Source organism: Aminobacter ciceronei, assembly GCF_014138625.1.
Taxonomy (GTDB): domain Bacteria; phylum Pseudomonadota; class Alphaproteobacteria; order Rhizobiales; family Rhizobiaceae; genus Aminobacter; species Aminobacter ciceronei.
Window position 1 is genome coordinate 18,101 of the sequence record NZ_JACJHY010000044.1, and the last position, 20,883, is coordinate 38,983.

Sequence of the window (20,883 nt, forward strand, 5' to 3'; positions counted from 1 at the left end):
GCGACGTTGTACCGCCGCCGACCCGCCAAAGCTCTGATAAGAAACGACGGTGATCTACATCCAGGCCTATGGACAGCAGTTTAAGAAAGACTCTTCAGTAGCGCCACAACCCGCATTAGAATTGGCACAAGAACGATTAACACGCTGATGGGAAAGAGAAAGCCAGCAAGCGGAAGGAGCATCTTGAACGGCAAGGCGTTTGCCTTTTCCTCAGCTCTGATCATACGTTTCTCTCGCATCTCTTGGCTGAATACACGCAATGTCTTCGTAACACTCGCTCCAAGCTCTTCCGATTGGCGAAAAAGAACGGCTAACGCGTGCGCTTCTTCAATGCGCAAGCGCTTGGCAAAAAGCGAAAGCGCGTCGCGCAGCCTGCGGCCGCCACGTACCTCCAGCATCATGATCGCCAAATGAAGGCCGAAGTCTTTGCTTCTGGACTTCAGGAATTCCTTTGTAACTCGATCGATGGCTGCCTCGATGCTCATTCCTGAATCAACGCAGACAATGAGCGTATCCATGAAATCGGGAAACAGCTTGCGGTATTCTATCTCGCGTTTGTCGCCCCGGCGTTCCAACATCACGTTGCACAGGAAAAAGGCGAACGCGGTTGCCACGAACACGGCAAGTAGCTGATAGCCCCGCGCCATCTCCGGCTTGGCCCAGCCCAGCAATACAAGCGTAACCGCAAAGGTGATACCTGCCACCAGGATACGGATCAGCTGAAAAATGCGCGGTGCGCTTGCGGAGAAGTAACCTGCGCGAATCAAACGATTCTGCAGGGAGTTCGGATTCTTGTCCGCCCGCACGACTGTGAAATAGTTGCGGACCAGTTCCGCTTCGGCGACAGGCAGACCTCGAAGATCCTCCGGAATTGGCCCAGACGTGGAGTCGGCAGACGCAGCTTGGCCAAGCCGGATCTGAACCTCACGCCGAGATGTGATGTAGCCTAGAGCCAGCGCGCTGAGGATCAGCGTAGAAGCAAAAGTCGCCAACAGGATAGCAAATTGGAGCACGGCGCCGCCTAGTAGTCAAAGTTTACTATCTTACGCAGGATTAGCATCCCAATGACCATCATGACGCCACCGGCAGTCAAAAAGATCGGGCCATTACCGCTTTCCCAGATCGGTTCGAAGTATCTTGGCTGCAGAAAGTTGATAATGCCATAGAGAACGAATGGAAAACATAGCATGAACCACGAGGTCATGCGACCTTCAGCCGATATGGCCTTGATCTTTGCTTTCATCATCACCCGCTTGCGGACCATATCAGCGAGATTTGTGAGAATCTCAGCCAGGTTCCCGCCCGCGCTACGCTGAACCGTAAGGGAGATTGCCAGAAGGTTCAATTCCTCGGCACCGACACGCGTGGCCATGTTGCGCGTGCCGGCGTCTACATCGGTGCCGTATGTCAATTCGTCCGTCAGAATACCAAACTCCGAACCAATCGGATCGGGCATTTCACGCGCCACAAGCGAGATCGATACAGGCAAAGGGTGACCCGCTGCGAGGCTTCGCACAATCACCTCGAGCGCGTCCGGAAACTGCACAAGAAACTTCTTGATCCGCTTGGAACGCTTGCGCGCGACGTAGGCCGCTACGAAGACAACTGAGGTAGGTAGAGCAAAAAGGAAGCTCGGCAGCGTTGAGAATCCGATGAAGGTCCACATCGCAAAAAGCACCAGTATCAGCGCGATTAGATAAGCCGTGGACCTCACGCCCTCGTATCGAATTCCTGACTGCGCAATATAACGTCGCAGCGGTTCGAGTGATGCCTGTTGCTGCCGGCTGCCGATGCCGCGTTCCTTCAGCATTTGGCGATAGATAACCTTGCGGTCGACATCGCGCTCAATGAGGCTCAGGCGGTAGTTGATGAATTTCTTCCGCTCCAGCGCATTGCGCATTGAGCGCTGGAAAGTGTCTGCGAGGACCAGAACCGCAACAAAGACTGCTAGATAGATGAGCGTTGTCTGCATGACGTCAACTGAGCCTCTTGCTGGGATCGAAGATTTCGTCGGGAACGTGCAACCCTAGCTCTGCGATTTGTTCGAGGAAGCGCGGCCTAATTCCGGTGGCTACAAACTGGCCGCGCAGATTCCCGTTCTCATCGACTCCAACCTTCTTGAAGGCCATCAGCTCCTGCATCTGGATGACGTCATTTTCCATGCCTGTAATCTCGGAAACCGAGACCAGCTTGCGCGAGCCGTCATGCATGCGCGCGACTTGGACGACCAGGTCGACAGCGGATGCAATCTGCTGGCGAATACTAAGCTGCGACATCGGCATCCCTGCCATGCCGATCATTTGTTCCAACCGTGACATGGCATCACGGGGAGTGTTCGCGTGGATCGTGCACATCGATCCTTCATGACCGGTATTCATCGCCTGGAGCATATCGAAGGCTTCCTCGCTGCGCACCTCGCCGATGATGATACGGTCGGGGCGCATGCGCAGCGCATTTCTAAGGAGTTCGCGCTGCCTGATTTCGTTGCGCCCATCCAGGGTCGGCGGTTTCGTCTCAAGACGGCAAACATGCCGTTGCTGGAGTTGCAGTTCAGCCGCGTCTTCGATTGTAATGAGGCGCTCCTTGCCCGAAATCTGCGAAGAAAGCGCATTAAGCATCGTCGTCTTGCCAGAACCAGTTCCGCCGGACACGATTATCGATTTGCGTCCCTTGACAGCAGCCGTCAGCAATATCTTCATCCCCTCCGCCATCGAGTTTCCTGCTACGAGGCGCTCCAGCGTAAATGGCCGTTTCGAGAATTTTCGGATAGAAACCATCGGGCCATCGATTGTTACGGGCCTGATGGCGACATTGACACGCGATCCATCTGCAAGGCGCGCGTCTACCAGCGGTGAGGACTCGTCGACGCGACGACCGACTGCCGAGACGATCTTGACGATGATCCGCATGAGGTGGTCTTCATCCTTGAACTGGATATCCGTTTCCTCAAGGACGCCGGCGCGCTCGATGAACACCTGATTGTAGCTGTTGACCAGAACGTCGGCGATCGTGTCGTCCTTCAGCAGAGGCTCGAGTGGCCCGAGACCAAGCATCTCATTGGTAGTGTCAATAATCAGGATATCCAGTTCGCGGGCACTCATCGGCAGATTGCGGTCACGCACATAGTCGCGCACCAGCGGTCTAATCTCCTCGATGAGTTCCTCCCCAGCCATGGTGTCGAGGACACTGAGGTTGATACGGTCCAGCAGGAAGCGATGCAGCGCAACCCGCTGCTCCACCATTTCGCGCTTGACTACGTCGTTGGCATGCCCTGCCGCGGCATCTGCCGTGGGGCCGGTTCCGCCGTCGCTCGCAGGCTCAGGCACCGTCGCCCTGAACAGTACCTCGAGAGGATCATCCTCGCTTGTGTTCCTCTTTGCGTTTGGCCGGAAGAAACGGCTGAATGTGTTCTCGCTCATTGCTCAATGTCCCACTGCCGCATCAATCGCTAACGATCACGCGCGTACCGACAGGCGTTTTCGGATAGAGTTCCAGGATGTCGGCGTTCGTCATCCTGAAGCAGCCAGAAGTGACGTAGCCGCCGATGGTTGCGGCATCGTTGGTCCCGTGGATCCGGAAAAGTGTGTCGTTGCCGTTTTTGTAGAGGTAGAGCGCGCGTGCGCCGAGCGGATTGAGTGGTCCTGGCGGCACCAGGTCGGGCAACTCGGATTGTCGCTGACGCATTTCGGCAGGGGGCCGCCATTGCGGCCACTCCGCTTTTTGCCCGACCATCACCGAGCCCGTCCAGGTGAACCCATCTCGGCCAATGCCAATCGTGTATCGTGCGACCGTATCGGCGTTGCGCACGACGTCCAGCGTCCGCGTCGAATTGGAGATCAGGATCGTTCCTGGTCTTTCTCCGGTGACAGCGCCAACGAGCCGGCGCGTCGCCGGCCCGTGGCTGCGAGGGACTTTCGCCGCTTCGGCTGGGGATCCGCCGATCGTCAACGCCCAGACGCCAGCGGCCCCTGCAATCAGAAAGTTCCGGCGCGAAACGACGTGGTCGTCCATCATCGCGCCGATCCGGCAACCAGCGCCATTGCGTCGGCAAGAACCTGCACCTTGGAGCAAAACCGCGAGCGCGCGTTCACCTCCAGCGGCAGCACGCCCCGATTCAGCGCTTCCGTCATCATATCAGGCTCGTCCGGCAAGATCGTCACCGGAGCATCGCCAAAAAGCCGCTGGACGTCCTTTTTTTTGATCCCGGCCGAGAACAGTCCGCCTCGAACCTTGTTGATGGCCAGGCTGATGCCCTTTCCGCTGCCGCGGATTTCCGACACTCGCTTCACTGTTTCCTTCGCACGACGAAGTGCCGGGACCGAGTTGGTCGTGACAATCACAGCGGAGTTGACGGCCGCCAGCACGTTGTCACTCCACAGGGTCTCGCACGAGGCCAGGTCGACTACGGTGTGGTCGTGCTGAAAAGTAACGATATCGAGCATGCGCAGCACCAGCTCCGCAGCGTCCTGACTGGTCATCAGCGCCGGGCTGGCAAAAGAAAATAGCGAAAAACCGCTCTGATGCTTCCGTTTGATGATGTCGATGAATTCGAGATCGATGCGCTCCGGCTTGCCCAGAACGTCGGTCAGGTCGTAACCGCTATCTGTGTTGAGATAGGCGGAAGTCGAGGCCGACGAAAAATCCAGATCGAACAGCGCGACCGTCGGCTGGCTGCGTTTGCGCGCACGGCTGAGATAATAAGCCAGCATGATAGCGACGCTGGTCGCCCCGGCCCCGCCGCCACAAGGCAAGACGGCGTAGACGTTGTTGGCATTAGCCTTCAGGCGTTGCGTGACCGTATTGACGGTGTCGATCAGCAGCCGCGGCTGAAGCGGCTTTGGCAACCAGTCAGTCCCATCCAGTTTGATAAGTTGGCGCATCCGCTCCGGGGTCAACTCGTCCGAGACAAAAACGACGGGCACCTTGCCGAAGCGCCCGCGAACTTCGGCAAGACGTGGATTGTCGAGCGCGACACCATTGCCCAGATCGATAATTACGGCGTCAAAACTGTCGGCGTCGAATGTCTTGTTCTGCACCAAGACGTCGAGTGAAACGACGGTCGTGTCGAAGGCCGCCAAGGACGAAATGATGTTGTCCATCGTCCTGGCCGCATCCCTGTCCTGCGAGCAGATCAGTATCCGGGAACGACTGGTTGTGCTTAGGTTCACGTTCATCAAATATCCAGTCTAACTGCAGGGGCCGGGGCAGCTGCGGAGGTCTTCTGACGTTGCGGTGACGGTGAAGGGCGGGAAGGCGATGCCAATGCTCTCAAGGAGCCGTCCGATCACCGGAAAGTCGATGGCATCGCGGCCGATCTCCATGCGTACGGTTACGACGGGCCCACCTGGGCGTCCCTGATAACCCAATCCGCTGAGCTCGTAGATGATGCGTATCTGGCCAGCCGTGATGCCAGGGAAATAATTGGCGAGTCCGGGCCATCTCTGGCCGCCGGTCAGGTTGCCACTGATGAGCCTGGTCATCATGGCCGCATCGCAAGCTATGCCGGTCCCTGCGCCGCAGGTCGACTGCACGCTCGCATCCGCATCGATCAGCTGCCCCGACTGCGTGTCATCGAACGCGAAGACCGTGTTGAAGTCCGGCGTCACCGGTTCAGATACGACCAGTTTCCGAACGCCGAGCTGCATGGCTTTCGCTGCAAGGTTCCATTGATACATCATGTAGCCGAATTCGACACACAGACTGATGGCCAGAACCATGATCGGAAAGACGATCAACCCTTCCGTCAGCGCCACGCCCGACTTTGATCGGCAAAATCTCCGCAGCATGGCAACTACCATCCGATCTTGCGCTGGTTGTGGTTGGCGTTGACGGTAATGTTGCCGATGCCGAGCGCGCTAAAGAGCGGCGAGCCAGGCAATTGGTGCGTCGTTGTGGCTGAAATGATCGTGCTTGAGCCGGATACCGATTCGGTGAAAGTGATTGGCGAATTGTCCGCGTTCCAGTCGCGGACGCGCAGCCGCGTCGTCACCGCAGCGCTGCCGTAGTAGGCCAGGTTGCGCGCCACGTTTTGACAGGTGTCGGCGGAATGGCGGCAACGTGCCATATAGCGCGCAGCATCGCGCATCCCGGTTGCGATCTGCTCACGCTGCCAAAGGACGGAGCCGAATTCCAGAACACTGATGGCCAGGAAGGTCAGGAACGGTACCACGATGATCGCCTCGGTCATCGCGACACCCTGCTCGTCGCTTAGAAAGTCGCGAAGGTTTACGATGGGGTTCATCGGACCAACTCCGCCTCCTCACGCAGATGATCTTCGACCGTGCCCATTCCTCCCTTGCCGGTGACATCGATCACCTCGAGCGAGATGTATTTGTTGCTGCCTGCCGTCACCATCGGTTTGGTGAGGAACAAGCGCGTGTAGGCTTCGGCTTCCAGATTTTTGCGACCGTTAAGTTCGGCCTGATGCTCGATGCAATTGACAATAGCCGCGACGATCACGCGCCTTTCACCTGCATAGTCCGCTGGATTGTAGCCGCTGTAGCACTGGGGAGATGGGCTGCCGCGCTCGCCGCCGGGAGCACGATCATTAACCCGGTTGTTTGACAATTCGTACTGATAGACATCGTAGCGGGAAGGATGCGTAATGGCCGCAGTAGCGGTTGACGGCAGGCTTGGCCGATAGTCAACAACGGCACTTGGCGCTGCCGGCGCCGGCGTGCCGGCGCTGGGCGGCGAGGTCAGGCCGCCGTGTGAAACCTGCCAATAGCGATTGAGATCCCAGGTACCGTTCGAAATGTTGCCGCCACCGCTCAGATTCGTCGTGGATGTCCCCTGCGGGAAGGGCATGGCGTCCATCGGGTTGATTTCCGGCTGATAGGATGAGCAGCTTTGCGGGGTGCCATTGGCCTTGTAATCCTGCCCCATGCGCACATTGCGGTCCGGCCTGAAGTTTGGGTCGCTCGCATTGCTGCTCATCGGGCCAGCGTAAATGCCGAAGCGTGTCCCCAGTCCTTGCTCGGCCGGACCGATATTGCCGCCTGGCTCGGTCAGGATTTCATCGGGGTCATAGCAGATACCGGGATTGTTGGTGGCGAGCGCATCACGCAACACGCTGGCGCCGCTGCCACCCACGGCAAGATAACCAAAATTGCCGGGACCGGCGGTCGTGCTGCCTCGTAACGTCATGGTTATCTGCCGCGCGTAAAGGTTGCCATCCTTGAAGTTCTGATGGAAGTCCGGATTGCCGCTTCCCTCGAACGGGTTGCAGATGAAGATCGGCGTCAGATCGCAGGCCGATGACCGGTACGTCGCCACCGCCTCCGCCTGGACAGGCACGTCGTCGCGGCCGAGCCCGGGCAGGGTGAACATCGTGCGGACATTGAAGTCGTTGGCGATGACCCGCACATATTTGGCATGGTTCGACTGCTCGTCGACCGATCCGTAGTCCGCCTCGACGTTGCACGAGACATCGCGGCCTCTGCGGTCGACGCAATTGCCGTTGACGGCCTGATCGTCGAATGCCGGAATGCCTTCCATGAACTGGACGGTGACGTTTCCCGCACCGGTCGCGGCGTTGTAGCTGATGGCAATGCGCTCGCCCATGCTCATGCCGTCGCCGCCATTACCGAACAAGGCCTGATTGCCGACCATGGCCTGGATAGCGGCCTTGGCACGCGGGATCGCGTCGTCGCGCCCGTCAAGTTCGCGCGCGCCGGCCAGCGCCATCGCGTCGGAGGCATCCTGAAGATCGGTATGAAGGTTCGTTACGCGCGAAGCGTCGATCACAAAAGCGGCAACGCCGACGATCAGCGGCAGGGCTACAAGCGTCAGAACTACGGCATAGCCGCTGTCATCTTGCGAAAACCCAACCTTCAATGCCCGGCGCCTAAGACGGCAGGCCAGCTCAACACTGACTAAACTCCACATGGCGTCTCGTCCCAAGCCCTGGTCAGTGAGGCCGCACACTCACACCGTTTCCGATTCTCCCACGTCTAACACCGCTCGGCCTTGTGCCCTCGCTAGTACCCGGCCGGAGCGCCCGCCGCGCCTTGCGCGCCCGGCATACCATTGTTGTTGATTACCACCTGCGGACCACCCGGAGGGGTGCGGCAAGGCGCTACGTCCTTGTCGCAAGGCTCCTGGTAGCGCCGGTAGGCCTCATTCACCTTGCCTGCGTCCGGTTCTATCCTCGTGTTCCGAGAATGCTGCGGAAATGGGTCAACCGTCTGGATGGCCAGATTTGCCTCAGGCGCGTCGCCCAGACCCAGCGTGACCGAGTCACGATTGTTCATATAGTCGGCGCAACCACCGAGACTGATAGTGAACACGAGTAGGATGATCTTACTTTTTGACAACGGCGCCATCCGGGAAATCAAGATCAATACGATGGCCATAGGCCCCCTTGGCACCCACGCCATCGCGGAATTTGCGGATCATGTCTTTGTCCACTTCCAGCATGCCGAAGGCGAAAAGCTCGGCGTCGTTGGACGGGCGCGTATTGTCCAGCGGTGTGCGCAACGCCTCACCGGGCGACGTGGGTCGAACGAGATAAGGCGTGACCACAATTACGAGATCCGTCTCGCGCTTTTGAAAACTGGTCGAGCGGAAAAGGGCGCCGAGGATCGGGATTTGTCCAAGCCAGGGAAGTTGCTGAACGTCACGTTCATTGACCGACTGAAGCATGCCAGCCATGGCGAAACTCTGGCCGTCGCGCAACTCCAGAACCGATGACGCCTTGCGGGTGGAAAATGCCGGGAAGCCGTTGACGACCAGGGATCGGTCGATTTCGCTGACCTCCGACTCCAACCGCACATTGATCTTGCCGTGCCCGAGAACGGTCGGCAGGAAATTGAGGCGGACGCCGTAGTCCTTGTAGACGTAGCCGACCGTCCCGTTGTCGCCCAGGCTGGACGGGATCGGCACTTCGCCGCCAACGGTGAAACTCGCCGGCTCACCGCTGATCGTCGTAAGGTTGGGTTGAGCCAGGCGCCGCGCCAGGCCCTTCTTTTCAAGCGCGTCGATGATGACATCGACCTTGACGCCAGCACCTTCCAGCACCTGGGCGACCAGTGTGCCGAACGGCGTGTTTGTGGACGCCAGACGCTGGCCGGAAGTGGCGTCGCTGAGGAACGTCTGTGCCTGACCATCCTCCGCGTTGACCGACAGGCCCGTTCCCGACCCGAAAAGCGAAGTGCCGCCCTTCGCCCGGACCTTGACACCCAAATCGCGGCCAACGCTTCGCGAGGCCTCGATGACGCGCACCTGGAGCGCCACCTGCTGGTTCTCGGTGACCCCCAGCGAACTGATGACCTGCCCATCCTTTTCGGCGAATTGTTGCGCGGCGGCAATCGCGGCTGCCTGTTGCGACGCATTGGCGACCATGCCGGAAAGGACGATCTTCTCGTTGCGGTTCAGAACCTTGATATCGGCGCCTGGTACTGCCGCGCGAACGGCGGCGTTGACGTCGCTGAAATCCTGGCGCACCCGCACGTCGACGATGCCAAGCAGCTTCTTGTCTTCGTTGAAAAGGGAGATATTGGTGATGCCGGGGGCGTTGCCCTGAATATAGAACGACCGGTCAGACAAGGGCACCACATCCGCCACGCTTGTCTTGCCAATGACAAGATCGGCGTAGGGAATATTGGTCTGGACAGTCAGGGTCATGCCGGGGCGCACCTGGGCGCGTGATACTGTTCCGGCTCCGAGGGATAGTCGCAGATCCTGTGCCATCGCCCGATCAGGCCAAATCACTTCACCGGTCAGCGCACTGGCCAGAATTGCCGCCACTGCGAAACGCCGCTTGATCCGCCTTCCCTTGTTAGCCGAGCAAATCACGCAAACCCCCCAAGGCTGCAGTTACAATGTTCCTCACTTAACAGCCATTACTTGATATTCCGTTCTTTCTGCACCCCTGTAAACGCCGACGCCGACGGTTGAGGGCGCACGTGGCACGGGCGCAACAGTTGCAGCGGGAGCGGGTTTGTTCAACTCGCTCTTTAACTGTTCGACGCGCGCATCCACCTTTTCATCGACGGTGCGCACAAACTTCTCGATGCTGTCCAGGCGGGCCTGTTCTTTTTCCTGCATAAGTGCCTCGGCAGGTGCACCGCTACTGAGGTCCGACAGATCGACCGAGGCGACATTTTCCACTTCCGCAGAGGCGACGTTGCGCAGCGTCAGTGAAAGTGTGCCGACCGTCGCTGCCAGGGTCAGCTTCTGCGCCTCGACCGTCGATACTTCCAGTGTCACCGTCTTGACGATCTCGGGCCTGTCGGCGCGATCGTCGGCCGACTGGTCAACCGCCAGCACCTTTACGCCTTGCAACAAGACATCCGTTGTGCCGTTGCGTTTTGCATCACCCTCAGCATCGAGCTGACGGGTGAGCATGATGTCCACCCTGTCGCCTGGAAGCACAAAACCAGCGACACCAAGCACATCGTTGACTCGGATGGATACAGCCTTCATCCCCGTGCTCAAGGTCGCAGAAAGCGTCGCACGCTGGCCGGGACCGGTGATCTTTGACGCAAGGATCGGCTCGGAAGCTTCAATTCCCGTCATCACATATCGGGACTGTGTGCTATCGCCAATGACTTCGGCGATCGACTTGAACGCGCCCTGCGGCACCGAGCCCGCAGGCCATTCGATCTCCTTTAGAGCCGCAGGTTCCACCAATTGGCCGAAGCGCATCGGCTGCGCGGCCACCACGATCATGCCCTTGGGTCCCGGCGGCGGTCGATTGGCAGCCAGCGATTGCGCCTGAGATTTGAGATAGGCCTGCACCCCGAATACTGCGGCGACGGCGAGGAAGGCCGATACCAGCAGGCTGACGATGGTTGAAGATTTCATTGCCCACCCCCCATGAGATAGGCGACCGGGCCAGACCCGGTCGCCCGCATGCAAGTCTGACCGAATGCTAGGCCGGCAGCGGCGCCGGCTCAAGAGTATCCCACCAGGTACCCCAGCGGCCCCACGCACCCGCCAGGCTCGACCCGGCGGCGCCTACGGCGACGACCACGGCGGCGACGATCAGCCCGAGAAGAACCAGATATTCTGTCAGCGCGATCCCGTCTTCGTCTGCAACGAACGCCCGCACACTTTCCATTGCCTTTTTCATAACGCACTCCCCTTGAACACTTTGTGAACACCCTGATCTACACTCGGCGTGACATCGAAGGCCGCCCCACCGATGTTGTCATTAATAATCTGTTAATTAGGATCTGGTCAATTAGCAGCGCCTTACGTAATCATGTAAACTAAGAAGTAAGGTTAACAGCCAGAGAAATTCTATTTGGCTGTCGGGCATCGCTACAAGATAATGATTGAATATTGGAATGTATCATGGCGGCTAGTGAGCCACTACGATGAACGTTTGTCGATCAATCAGATGCCGCGATTAACGATTTTTAAGCAACAACGACAAAAACACACGTCATCTACTGAAATGAATCTTCCTTAGCAAGCGAGGTAGTGCTATGAGCATTTTCATAGTTTTTGGTGATGCTTGACCGATGACAGTGCTCGCCGTTGTAACGCTACTTGTTTCTGCCGCCACTTTCAGCCGGGCCGCCTGGGTCGACTTCATGACCTGGAAGATACCCAACCGCACCATCCTCGTTCTGGTTGCCTGTTATGTCATCTTCGCTGGCGTGGTTCTCGCATCCGGGGAAACGGTGCGGTTCGGCGTAGATGTTGTCTGGTCACTTGCTGCGGCGTTCCTGCTGATGGCAATTGGCTTTGTGCTGTGGCAGCTGAAGTTGCTGGGTGCAGGCGATGCCAAGCTGATGTTCCCTATTGGCCTGTTTCTTGGGTGGACGGCCCTGCTGCCGTTTGCGATCTGGCTCGCTATTCTGGCTGTGGTCGCACTGCTTTCGCTGAAGCTGCCACTTCCCGCCGGACTGGGTGCTACCATTCCTGGCATGCGTCTCAACGAAATTCGACGGACCGGAAAGGTGCCTTATGCGGTCATTCTGGTTGGCGCCTTGTTCGTATCGGCATGGGACAGGTACGCCACCGCTGCATTGGGATGAGCACCTATCGCAGCGGCAGGCTTTGCAGGATCGGACGATGAGCGACGCTATGGTGGCTGATGTCGAACGCTAACACCCAGTATACAGCCGTCTCGAGCGCCGCAGGGTCAATCGGCCTCGTTCTAAATGAATTGAAACTGCCTGCAGCCGTGGCGTTACTTTATTTCGCTGCCGTCTGGCTCTACCTCGGCGTTGGCAGCGGCGCGATGCTTCTCCATCTGGCCAAGTCAATTGCCGGCATCTTCATGTTCTGGTTGCTAGCGGCAGCCGTGCTGCGCTTCATCTGTTATGTCCAAGTCGCGCGTCCTCACCGACCGATCGTTACCATGTTTTCGGAAGCCAAGACCGTTTCGCGAAACCTCGAAACAATCGGGCGAGGCATAGCCATTCTGCTGATCCTGTCACTCGTCTGCGGGGCGTTCTGGATCATGAAGGCCCGATTGAGAGATTTTGCATCGATCGGATGGGACCAGCGGCTGACCGAGATCGACCGCATTATTCATCTGGGAAAGCTACCCTGGGAGTGGCTGCAGCCGGTCGCTGGGTATTGGCCCGTCACCATCATCCTGAACGCCAACTACCAGCTTTGGCTTCTGGTGATGTGGATGATGGCGCTCTACTTCCTCTTCGCGGAAGCAGCGCGCCCGATACGCAAACGTTATTTACTGGGGTTCATTCTCACCTGGATTGTTTGCGGCAGTGTGCTTGCCAAAACGTTCGCATCGGCGGGCCCGTGTTACTATGGCCCGCTAGGGATCGTACCAAACCCCTACGCGCCGCTGATGAATTATCTGCGTGCCATTCATGACGACCTGGTACCCCTGCCTGCACTCTGGACACAGGACCTGTTATGGCAAGGCTATCTCGGCAAGACAGAACCATTAGGTATTTCCGCGATGCCAAGCCTGCACAACGCAGTCGCGCTGCTCAACGTGCTCGCTGCCTGGAACCTGAGCAGGAAGCTGGTCTGGCTTTTAGCTGTCCACGCATTGCTGGTTTTCGTCGGCTCGGTGCATCTGGGATGGCACTATGCCATCGACGCCTATGTGGGATGGGCCGCGGTTGTTGTGCTGTGGGCCACCGCAGGGATGTTGGTGCGCGCCGTCGATGCGGCACAGTCCGATATGATAGAGACCGATAGGCGAAGACACGCATGAACCCCTGGTTGTCACGGTTCTTTGTGGTGTCCCGGCAATACAGCTGGCTCTATGTCGGCATGGTTGGCCATATAGGCATCATGTGGCTGATGATCCAACTCGGCTACCTGGTGCCATATTACCAGGCCGGCCTCTTCTACATGCGCGTTGCCACGCACCTCATTGTCAATCTCAGCCTGTTGTACATGCTGGTCGTGGTCGTTCGCCTTCTGCGCGAAGGCAGGCAGAACCCCACGCGCGCTCTAATCGGTGCGCTTCGTGAGGCTTTGATCGCCCATGACCGTTACATCCACGTGCCGCACGTCCTGATCATTTCCATTTTGACCATCAGGACCTTCGCAACCATCAAATCGTCGATCCCGACGGTCAATGCATTCTCATGGGATCTGCGGTTCATGGCGGCGGACCGCCTTCTGTTCGGCGGCTATGACGCTTATCAATGGACGAGCCTACTGTTCGGCAGCACTCCTGCGCTTGTCGGGCTGAACTTCTTGTACAATCTTTGGCTGATCCTCGTCATTTCCGCCATCGTCTGGTGCGCATTTATGCGGAATAACCACTTGCGCATGCAGTATATGTTCGCGATGTTTCTTGCTTGGGTCGTGGCTGGGAATTTCCTTGCCGTTTTCTTTTCCTCCGCCGGACCGTGTTTCCTTGAAAGGCTGACCGGCGACCACGCCTTTGATCCACTGATGAGCAGTCTGAAACTTGCCAACGAGCAGACCGGCATGATCTGGGCGCTGCTAGCCCAGGATGCGCTTTGGGCGGCCTATACCAGCAACGATGGTGCGATTTCCGGCATCTCCGCCATGCCAAGCCTGCACGTCGTATTCGCTGTCCTGCTCTATTGTGCTCTCCGGCACCAGGGCAGTGTGGCAAGATCCGCCGGTCTGGCTTTCGCGGTTTTGGTACTCGTCGGATCCGTGCAGCTTGGTTGGCATTATGCCGTCGACGGAATTGCCGGCGTGGTGCTGGCGCTCGCATTCTGGAGATTGGCGGGTTCTTTGGCGTCGCTGGCCCTTGGATCGCCAAGATATGACGCGCCGGCCACTGCCGAGCCAAGCTGAAGTTCGCCCTGCAAAAGCCTGGCGGCCAGCTCGCTTCAGTCCAGCGTGCGGACCGGATGGATCATCGCCCAAAATATGTCTTTGTGCGTCGAACCGCAGGCCCACACGACGCCAAGCAGGAGCACAACGAAGAGCGGCGACATGCTGTTCAGATCGGGCAAAAATCTGAGATGTCCAACGATTGCCCCATCAGATGAGGCCGCGAAGACGCCCTCATCTCTGAGCGCCACGATTAGCAGAACAAGCGCTGCGTGATGCGTCAGAAATCGGGCCCTGCGGGCCGGGATTTGCCTGGCCGCAGCGGCGGCAGCGATAGCGAGCACGAGCGCAAGCGCGACCGACACCATTCCGCCCGCAAAGCTGGTCGGAAAGAAGAGTCCAATCTCGCGGCCGAATGGCGCGAGAGCCAGATATAGCCGCCAGGTCCATTCGCTCGCCGGAAACGCGCCAACCGCCACTCGCATGGCAAGAAACGTTGCCATCAAAACAAAAACGAGTGCGGGCAACCAATTGGCGGCGCTGGACATCTTGCGCATCAAACAGCCCCATCCGCGACCAAGAATAGGGCATTCGTAGAGCCTTAAAGCTAACGGATCGTTAATACATGACTGCGGCCAATTCGGACGCGCAGTCGAAGCGTGCAAGACCCCGTCACCGGACCTTCTCGTAGGTGACGCTTCCATCGGCGTTGGTTGTCCGCCGGAACGATTGCGACGCCAGCGGCGCAGGGTTGCCTTGTGTCGCCTCCGGCTGGCCGGCGAGCAGCTCCGCCGCCACAGCCGCGTTACGACCGGGAGCACTTCGGGTGACTGGTTGCTCGGCCGGCCCAAAGTCGATTGCCTCACCGTCGTCCGACTGCAAGGCAAAAGAGTTCATTCGCATCTCAAGCTGATCGGTAGCCATCCCGATCCGCTGCGCTGACTCCTGCGACAGCTTGGCAGCTTTCTCGGCTTCCACCCGTATCTCTTCCAACCGGCCGTTCGTTCTGTCGATGAGAGACTGAACGCCAACGTTGAAACTGTCGAGGCGGTCGACGACACGCTTTTCAAAGCCGCCGAGATTTCCGAGCTTTTCGGCGAGTTCCCTGGTTTCGGAGAGCATGCCCCACATTTGGAACGCAACGATCATGGATACGGCAGTCAGCAACAGCAAAATCGAGGAAAACGCCGAGAGGACCCATGTGGCGCGACGCAGCCGGCTCAGGTTGAGTTCAAGCACGGCAGATTTTTGGGCGCGGGCGTCCGGCAGTGCCAATGTCTCCGTTGCCGCCGTCGAGCTCACCATCGCCCCGCTGTTAACCGCGTTCTGCAAGCGATGCACTGTTTCGCATCAGTTCCAGATTGTTGGCCGTGGTTTCATTTGAAGGATCGATTTCATAGGCCTTGACAAAGTATCGTCGCGCTCGAGGTAGATCGCCACGCAGCAGATAAGAGTAACCGCGGTTGTTCAGGAACTCTGGCCTGTTGGGGATCATTTTCTCAAGTTTTGCATACGCAAGGTCTGCATTGTCAAAACGCCCCAAATGATCTGCCGACGCAGCATAGCCGAGCCACGCCTGCGGGTCTTTGGGATAAACCTCGACAGCCTTCTTGAACAAGGCATAGGACTTGCCGAAATTGCGCTCCTTGAACTGGACTTTTCCCTTCTGCACCAGTTCGTCCGTGGGATAATATGATGCGTCAGACAGGTCATTCACGGAGTCGGCACTGTCGCCGAAACTTGACATATCCTCCGCGCCGCCAGCCGACTTAACGTTCGACTGACAGCCAGCAACCATTGCACAGACTGCCAAGCAGATGACCGAAAGGACTTTGGCCAATGCGGCCTCCTCAGGCTAAATAAGATATGTTATTGCCATATACGCCGGTGCTAATGAAGGAATTCGTAATGGCGTTGTTCCCCAGCGTTGAGATTGCGCGAGCTTGTTGCAAAATTGCCATAGGCGGCCCTATTTGATTTTGCGGCTCGGATTGAAATGTCTAAGAGAATTTAGGGGTTCGCTGCATGACCGAAACAGCGCATCAGGTCGAATTTCAGGGGGGGTTCTACGTCCCCAAAATTCCTTCCACAATCGAAGAAACTGGCCTCGAGCAGGAAATCCTGCTCAAACTTCTAGCAAAAACCTTGCATACCCATGGCACAATGACGGCGAGCGCAATGGCGTGGGAAATACGCCTTCCGGTCGCTGTAGTGAGTACCCTTGTGAAGGAGCTTCAACGCCTCCAGCTTATAGAAGCAAAAGGACTGACCGGTGCGGACATGCGCGGAGAGGTGCGCTACGCTTTGGGCGGTCGAGGTCACGACTATGCGCTCGATGCGATGGCTCAGTCACAATATGTCGGGCCGGCGCCCGTTACCCTCGAAGACTTCGTGGCACAAATCCAGCGGCAATCCATAGGTACGGAGCGTCTATCGCGTAATGCGATCATAGCCGCCCTTTCTCATCTGGTTCTGCCCGAGAGCCTCGTTGACACGATAGGACCAGCAGTCAATTCGGCACGATCGATCCTACTGTATGGTGAACCCGGAAACGGGAAAACCAGCATCGCAGAGGCAATAGGAAAGGCGTTCAGGGATGCAATCTACTTGCCCTATTCGTTTATCGTGGGCGGGCAGATCATCAATTTCTTCGATTCGGCCGTTCATACGCCAGTCGAGGCGCAGGATCGAAGCTCTTCCAAGCCAATTTTTGATCAACGATGGCAATTGTGCAGACGACCCTTGGTTATTACCGGCGGCGAACTCACTTTAGATATGCTCGATCTGGCGTTCGACGCCGCATCGCGCGTCTATGAAGCACCGGTGCATTTCAAGGCAACCGGCGGTGTCTTCGTTGTCGACGATTTCGGACGTCAGCGCACCGATCCGCAAGCCGTTCTCAACCGTTGGATTGTCCCGCTGGAGCGCGGGTTCGATCAGCTTACACTGAACACTGGAAGGAAGTTCTCTGTACCGTTTGACCAATTGGTCATTTTCTCGACCAACATAGAACCGAAGAACCTTGCAGATGCAGGAGCGCTGCGCCGGCTTTACTACAAAATTGAGATTCCGACACCAACTGCCGCGGATTATCATTCGATTTTTGTCGACGTTTGCGAAAGGCGGGGGATTGAGTTCAATCTGACAATCTTTGAGAAATTCTTTACCGAATATTATTTGTCAAAGGGCGCCACGCCTGCCGGCCACCACCCAAGGTATCTAATCGACTTTGTCATCTCGACCTGTCAGTTTCGCGGAGAGCCGCCATATATGAACTCGACACTGCTCGGAGCAGCGTGGCAAAATCTTGTGCCTCGTTAACTAAAAAATGGTCTCTTGTTGAATCCGTCGGCTGTCATGAGGTGTATTAAAGTACCTATGTTTATGACGGGCGGCGGCATAGACAGCCCTGACGATATCAAGATGGCGCTGGATTGCATCGCCAAGGGGTTTCAGGCCGACCTCAGAACAATGTAATTTGGCTACTCGTTGTGCCATGGTGTTCAATCTGATCGATGAGGTTGCGTCTGATGGACCCACTGTTGTAATTCCGGGGGAGCGGCGGAGCAGGATGGGCGGTTGCTATCATCGTCATTATCGCCGCAGTGGTCGCATTGTTCGTTTTCACCCGAGGCGATTGGGGCGGTAGTCGAGCACCAGTTGGCGCCGGCAGCACCCGCAGCGCCGACCTCCGCTGCTCCGGAACCTGCCGCGCCAGCGGAACCGGCACCCGCCCCGACAGCGCCAGCCGCCCCGGCTCAGTAAATCTGCGGAGATCCCCTCCGCTGTCAATAAAGACCAGCCGGAGTTCCGACAGGTCTTTTCTTGACTTGGGAACGAGAGGGCAGGCCTCGCCCTGTCGCGAGGAATTTTTCTGTGTTGATGCGTCCGGATCCCTATGCAGCCTTCAGGTTAATCACCCGCATCACTGCGACGACTGTTCCGTTGTTCGTAGCAGCCTCTTTCGTGCTCCCCTTGCCGCAACTCCATACGTCGCCTTCCTTGGCTGTGAACTCCATGTCACCAGTTGTGACCTGCAGTTCGCCCTCAGTGATCGTGCACACCATGTCATCCGCCATGACGTCCCCCAACGGGCTGGTCCCTTTTGGCTGATAGACGACGTCTTCCATGGCGATGCTCTTGTATCCCTTGATGTGGGAGTCTCGTGTTCCAAGCGTGATGAGCCGAACGCCGGGAAAAATCTCTGTGCCATCGGTCGGACCGTAGGTCTTGGCCGCTACCGGAGTCGGCAATGTGACCAATAGCGGGGCCGACAACGAGGTCGCACCAAGGGCGAGAGCATTACGTCGGTTCATCTTCATAGCATCATCCTTCCCTGGTTAGTCCGCCCCTCGGGCGAACCTGATATTTTACGCGCCCGCGCAGCCAAATAGTCAAACAGAATTGAGCAGGCCCGATGTCCGGCAGGAGGCTTGGAATGAACTCCCGAGGTCAGCCGCTCGGTGCGATAACGCCACCTGGGGCTCGCGCTCCAAGCGATAACGCCTGCGTGTTCGTTTTCGACAGTCTTGGCGAAGCGGACGGCGGAGGCGTCGCCTATTCAATGGAGGATAGGCTTTGTCTCCGACTGCACAATAAACCCTGCCAAGCAGTCTAGCACTTCCTCGATGACGTCCATGGACGGCCATTTCAACATTGGCTGTTTGCCATCAGCCGTACCGAGGATCGGGACCACCTTGAAGCTCCTATCGTCCTGTTCCCCGGACACCATTGTCACCGTGAATTTCATATTTGGGAACCGGCGTTCGAGTTCTGTCGCTATCTCGCGTCGTCTAGTGTCAAACCATACGCCCGCTGGCGGAATGACTAAGAACTCACGGGTTTCCCCATCTTCGGCTTTTATTGGCATCGCGAGCCCTCATTTGAGGAGGAAACTCTCTCACGTGCCTGCTCTTCTGCCAATCGTAGACGAGCCCTGCCGGGCGCGCGAAGCGGAGTGCTGGATCGAAATAGATCGTGATGCCTGCAGCCCTTGTGGGTCAGGTCTTCTTATGAACCCTTGGTTTTGTCTTGAGCGCCGACTTTGCCGGTTTGGGCACTGACTTCTTGGGTTTTGTCGTCGGCTTCTTCGGGCCCGGGTTCTTCCCACCCTCCAAAAGCGTCTCAGGCTTGTCGATCGGATCATCGACCTTCTTCGAATCCTTCCGCCCCGCGACGACATCCGCTAAACCAACGACGTTGGATTTGCGCTCGATTGCAAGCTTTCGCTCGCGCTCGAGGGCGGTGGTAGCCTCATCCAAGCGAGATTTTTCTTCCTTGACCGCTTTGTGATCCGATCTGGCTTTCTCTAAGTTGGCTGGCTCCCGCGGCCCAGAGCGACCTACCAAGCGACGAAATGCGTTCTTAAATGCTTGAAGTATTCCCATGCTTCCCATCCTCCACCTTGACCTATTCGGCGCCGGTTCCTCGTGCGGGTCAAGGTACCAGCACCTCAGTCACCGTTGCGTGCCGAAGTTTCTCCTCGCCCTTTAGATGCTTGGCCATGACCTTTAGGACCGGATGCACCGGTACTGCAGCCTTGTTGCCGGCGCCGATTGGTGTAGCGAAGTGGCTTGTGTGCAGGAACTGCAGCGTTTGCCAAAACTCGTCGCGCCGATCTTGGCGGATGACGGGAATAGCGCGGCCGACAAAGCGCATAACAGCGTCAGTCTCTTCGGCGAGGAGGAGGGACATAGCAGCGCCCCGTTTTTGCTCATAGCCAATCACTACAAATTCGCCTGTGATGTAACTCTTGGTCTTCAGCCAGTGCTTTGACGGACCGCCTCGATAGACACTGGCGCGCCGCTTGGACACGATGCCTTCGAGATCCATCTTTTCGACAGCGGCAAAGAACTCGGCGCCGGAGCCTTCGAACGCCTGGCTGAATTGCAGCGGGCAGGTGGGCCGCGGATCTCCGAGCAACTCATGCAGCCGTAGTCGTCGGTCTTCACAGCGTTGCTTGCGGAGGTCGTTGCCGTCGAGGCAGAGGAGATCAAAGGCATAGAACACCAAGCTCGAGCCTTCCCAGCGTATGGCGCTGGCAAGCTTCTTAAAGCTGTGTCGGCCGCTTTCGTCCTGTACCACCATCTCGCCGTCAACGATCGCGTCGCGTGGGATCAGCTCGCGCGCGGCGGCGAGCACAGCCGCATACTTCATCGACCAATCGTGGCCATTGCGCGTGAAGGCGCGCGCGCGACCGCCGGCAAGGTGGAACTGCGTGCGGTAGCCGTCATATTTGATTTCGTGCGTCCAGCGGTCGCCTTCAGGCGGCTTGTCGACCAACGTCGGGATACACGGCGGCATGAACGCGGACCGGCGCTGGTCCCTCATCGGTCAGCCGTAGAATCGCTGCGCCATGATGGCGTCGAGCTTACTGCGCGATGAGCCGTAGCGCTTGATAATCGTGGCGGCCTCGCCTCGGCTCAGGTCGTACTTGCGGGCGAAATCGTCTACCTCGTATTCCTGCACGGATGATACGAGTTTGCGGTCTTCTTTCGTCTTGGCTGGATCGTCGGGCATTTCAGAGCCTCCAGTTAATATTAGGAAACTCTAAAACGCTCCGCCGCGCAATCCGATCCCGCTGAGGTTGCAGATCGGGCGAAGAACGATGCCTTAGGCATCGCGGTCGCTGTCGCCCGTTTCCTGGCTCTCACGGGCTGTCGAAGAAGCGAGGCAGTGAGCCTGAAGTGGACC

General features: G+C 57.8%; 23 protein-coding genes. 4 read left to right on the top strand and 19 right to left on the bottom strand.

Going from position 1 to position 20,883, the window contains the following annotated elements:
• Positions 1–80 precede the first annotated feature (80 nt).
• The 12 genes from HNQ95_RS29695 to HNQ95_RS29750 form a co-directional block, all read right to left on the bottom strand.
• A complete protein-coding gene (locus HNQ95_RS29695) occupies positions 81–1,013 on the bottom strand; it encodes a type II secretion system F family protein (protein ID WP_067955093.1) in 933 nt (310 codons plus the stop codon).
• Between the two features lie 8 nt (positions 1,014–1,021).
• Entirely contained in the window at positions 1,022–1,972 is a 951-nt protein-coding gene (locus HNQ95_RS29700) for a type II secretion system F family protein (protein WP_067955095.1), read from the bottom strand.
• A gap of 4 nt (positions 1,973–1,976) precedes the next feature.
• A complete protein-coding gene (locus HNQ95_RS29705; RefSeq protein ID WP_067955097.1) occupies positions 1,977–3,419 on the bottom strand; it encodes a TadA family conjugal transfer-associated ATPase in 1,443 nt (480 codons plus the stop codon).
• A gap of 22 nt (positions 3,420–3,441) precedes the next feature.
• Complete coding sequence (locus HNQ95_RS29710) at positions 3,442–4,014, bottom strand: L,D-transpeptidase (RefSeq protein WP_157096956.1); 573 nt, start codon at positions 4,012–4,014, stop codon at positions 3,442–3,444.
• A complete protein-coding gene (locus HNQ95_RS29715) occupies positions 4,011–5,099 on the bottom strand; it encodes a P-loop NTPase family protein (protein WP_182575922.1) in 1,089 nt (362 codons plus the stop codon). The genes HNQ95_RS29710 and HNQ95_RS29715 overlap by 4 nt, the downstream gene beginning before the upstream one ends.
• 87 nt (positions 5,100–5,186) lie before the next feature.
• Positions 5,187–5,753 carry a TadE/TadG family type IV pilus assembly protein gene (locus HNQ95_RS29720; RefSeq protein ID WP_182575921.1) on the bottom strand — a complete coding sequence of 189 codons (567 nt, stop codon included), beginning with the start codon at positions 5,751–5,753 and terminating at the stop codon, positions 5,187–5,189.
• Positions 5,754–5,791: 38 nt separating this feature from the next.
• Positions 5,792–6,241 carry a TadE/TadG family type IV pilus assembly protein gene (locus tag HNQ95_RS29725; RefSeq protein WP_182575920.1) on the bottom strand — a complete coding sequence of 150 codons (450 nt, stop codon included), beginning with the start codon at positions 6,239–6,241 and terminating at the stop codon, positions 5,792–5,794.
• Complete coding sequence (locus HNQ95_RS29730; RefSeq protein ID WP_246341047.1) at positions 6,238–7,836, bottom strand: TadE/TadG family type IV pilus assembly protein; 1,599 nt, start codon at positions 7,834–7,836, stop codon at positions 6,238–6,240. The genes HNQ95_RS29725 and HNQ95_RS29730 overlap by 4 nt, the downstream gene beginning before the upstream one ends.
• A 143-nt stretch (positions 7,837–7,979) precedes the next feature.
• Positions 7,980–8,354 (bottom strand): pilus assembly protein, encoded by a 375-nt coding sequence (locus HNQ95_RS29735; RefSeq protein ID WP_182575918.1) that lies wholly within the window; start codon positions 8,352–8,354, stop codon positions 7,980–7,982.
• Positions 8,302–9,747 (bottom strand): type II and III secretion system protein family protein, encoded by a 1,446-nt coding sequence (locus HNQ95_RS29740; protein WP_312871060.1) that lies wholly within the window; start codon positions 9,745–9,747, stop codon positions 8,302–8,304. Before HNQ95_RS29740 ends, HNQ95_RS29735 begins: the two co-directional genes overlap by 53 nt.
• Positions 9,748–9,828: 81 nt before the next feature.
• The gene (gene cpaB, locus HNQ95_RS29745; RefSeq protein WP_182575917.1) at positions 9,829–10,806 is read right to left on the bottom strand and encodes a Flp pilus assembly protein CpaB; all 978 of its coding nucleotides are present in this window, start codon (positions 10,804–10,806) and stop codon (positions 9,829–9,831) included.
• A 67-nt stretch (positions 10,807–10,873) separates the two neighbouring features.
• Positions 10,874–11,074 carry a hypothetical protein gene (locus HNQ95_RS29750; RefSeq protein WP_067955115.1) on the bottom strand — a complete coding sequence of 67 codons (201 nt, stop codon included), beginning with the start codon at positions 11,072–11,074 and terminating at the stop codon, positions 10,874–10,876.
• 394 nt (positions 11,075–11,468) lie between these two features.
• Here HNQ95_RS29750 and HNQ95_RS29755 point away from each other — a divergent pair, with 394 nt between their 5' ends.
• The 3 genes from HNQ95_RS29755 to HNQ95_RS29765 are packed head-to-tail and all read left to right on the top strand — an operon-like array spanning position 11,469 to position 14,211.
• Entirely contained in the window at positions 11,469–11,987 is a 519-nt protein-coding gene (locus tag HNQ95_RS29755) for a prepilin peptidase (protein ID WP_067955117.1), read from the top strand.
• 59 nt (positions 11,988–12,046) lie between these two features.
• Positions 12,047–13,144: a phosphatase PAP2 family protein gene (locus HNQ95_RS29760; RefSeq protein WP_182575916.1), complete on the top strand. Its 1,098-nt coding sequence runs from the start codon at positions 12,047–12,049 to the stop codon at positions 13,142–13,144.
• Complete coding sequence (locus HNQ95_RS29765) at positions 13,141–14,211, top strand: phosphatase PAP2 family protein (protein ID WP_182575915.1); 1,071 nt, start codon at positions 13,141–13,143, stop codon at positions 14,209–14,211. The genes HNQ95_RS29760 and HNQ95_RS29765 overlap by 4 nt, the downstream gene beginning before the upstream one ends.
• 35 nt (positions 14,212–14,246) lie before the next feature.
• Here HNQ95_RS29765 and HNQ95_RS29770 read toward each other — a convergent pair whose 3' ends face one another.
• From HNQ95_RS29770 to HNQ95_RS29780, 3 genes are all read right to left on the bottom strand, one after another.
• Positions 14,247–14,747, bottom strand: coding sequence for a hypothetical protein (locus HNQ95_RS29770; RefSeq protein ID WP_067955123.1), 501 nt, complete (start codon positions 14,745–14,747; stop codon positions 14,247–14,249).
• Positions 14,748–14,862: 115 nt separating this feature from the next.
• Entirely contained in the window at positions 14,863–15,522 is a 660-nt protein-coding gene (locus tag HNQ95_RS29775; RefSeq protein WP_182575914.1) for a hypothetical protein, read from the bottom strand.
• On the bottom strand, positions 15,506–15,988 hold the full coding sequence (locus HNQ95_RS29780; protein ID WP_182575928.1) for a tetratricopeptide repeat protein: 483 nt from the start codon (positions 15,986–15,988) through the stop codon (positions 15,506–15,508). Before HNQ95_RS29780 ends, HNQ95_RS29775 begins: the two co-directional genes overlap by 17 nt.
• A gap of 227 nt (positions 15,989–16,215) precedes the next feature.
• On the opposite strand from HNQ95_RS29780, the gene HNQ95_RS29785 reads away from it, so the two are divergent.
• The gene (locus tag HNQ95_RS29785) at positions 16,216–17,511 is read left to right on the top strand and encodes a DUF8689 domain-containing protein (protein ID WP_182575913.1); all 1,296 of its coding nucleotides are present in this window, start codon (positions 16,216–16,218) and stop codon (positions 17,509–17,511) included.
• Positions 17,512–18,086: 575 nt separating this feature from the next.
• On the opposite strand, the gene HNQ95_RS29790 is transcribed toward HNQ95_RS29785, so the two are convergent.
• The 4 genes from HNQ95_RS29790 to HNQ95_RS29805 all read right to left on the bottom strand — a co-directional run bounded on the left by HNQ95_RS29790 (position 18,087) and on the right by HNQ95_RS29805 (position 20,709).
• Positions 18,087–18,512 (bottom strand): hypothetical protein, encoded by a 426-nt coding sequence (locus HNQ95_RS29790; RefSeq protein ID WP_067955130.1) that lies wholly within the window; start codon positions 18,510–18,512, stop codon positions 18,087–18,089.
• Between the two features lie 678 nt (positions 18,513–19,190).
• A complete protein-coding gene (locus HNQ95_RS29795) occupies positions 19,191–19,577 on the bottom strand; it encodes a hypothetical protein (RefSeq protein ID WP_157096958.1) in 387 nt (128 codons plus the stop codon).
• A gap of 49 nt (positions 19,578–19,626) precedes the next feature.
• Positions 19,627–20,520 carry an ATP-dependent DNA ligase gene (locus HNQ95_RS29800; protein ID WP_067955134.1) on the bottom strand — a complete coding sequence of 298 codons (894 nt, stop codon included), beginning with the start codon at positions 20,518–20,520 and terminating at the stop codon, positions 19,627–19,629.
• Between the two features lie 3 nt (positions 20,521–20,523).
• Positions 20,524–20,709: a DUF3606 domain-containing protein gene (locus HNQ95_RS29805; RefSeq protein ID WP_067955136.1), complete on the bottom strand. Its 186-nt coding sequence runs from the start codon at positions 20,707–20,709 to the stop codon at positions 20,524–20,526.
• Positions 20,710–20,883: the final 174 nt, after the last annotated feature.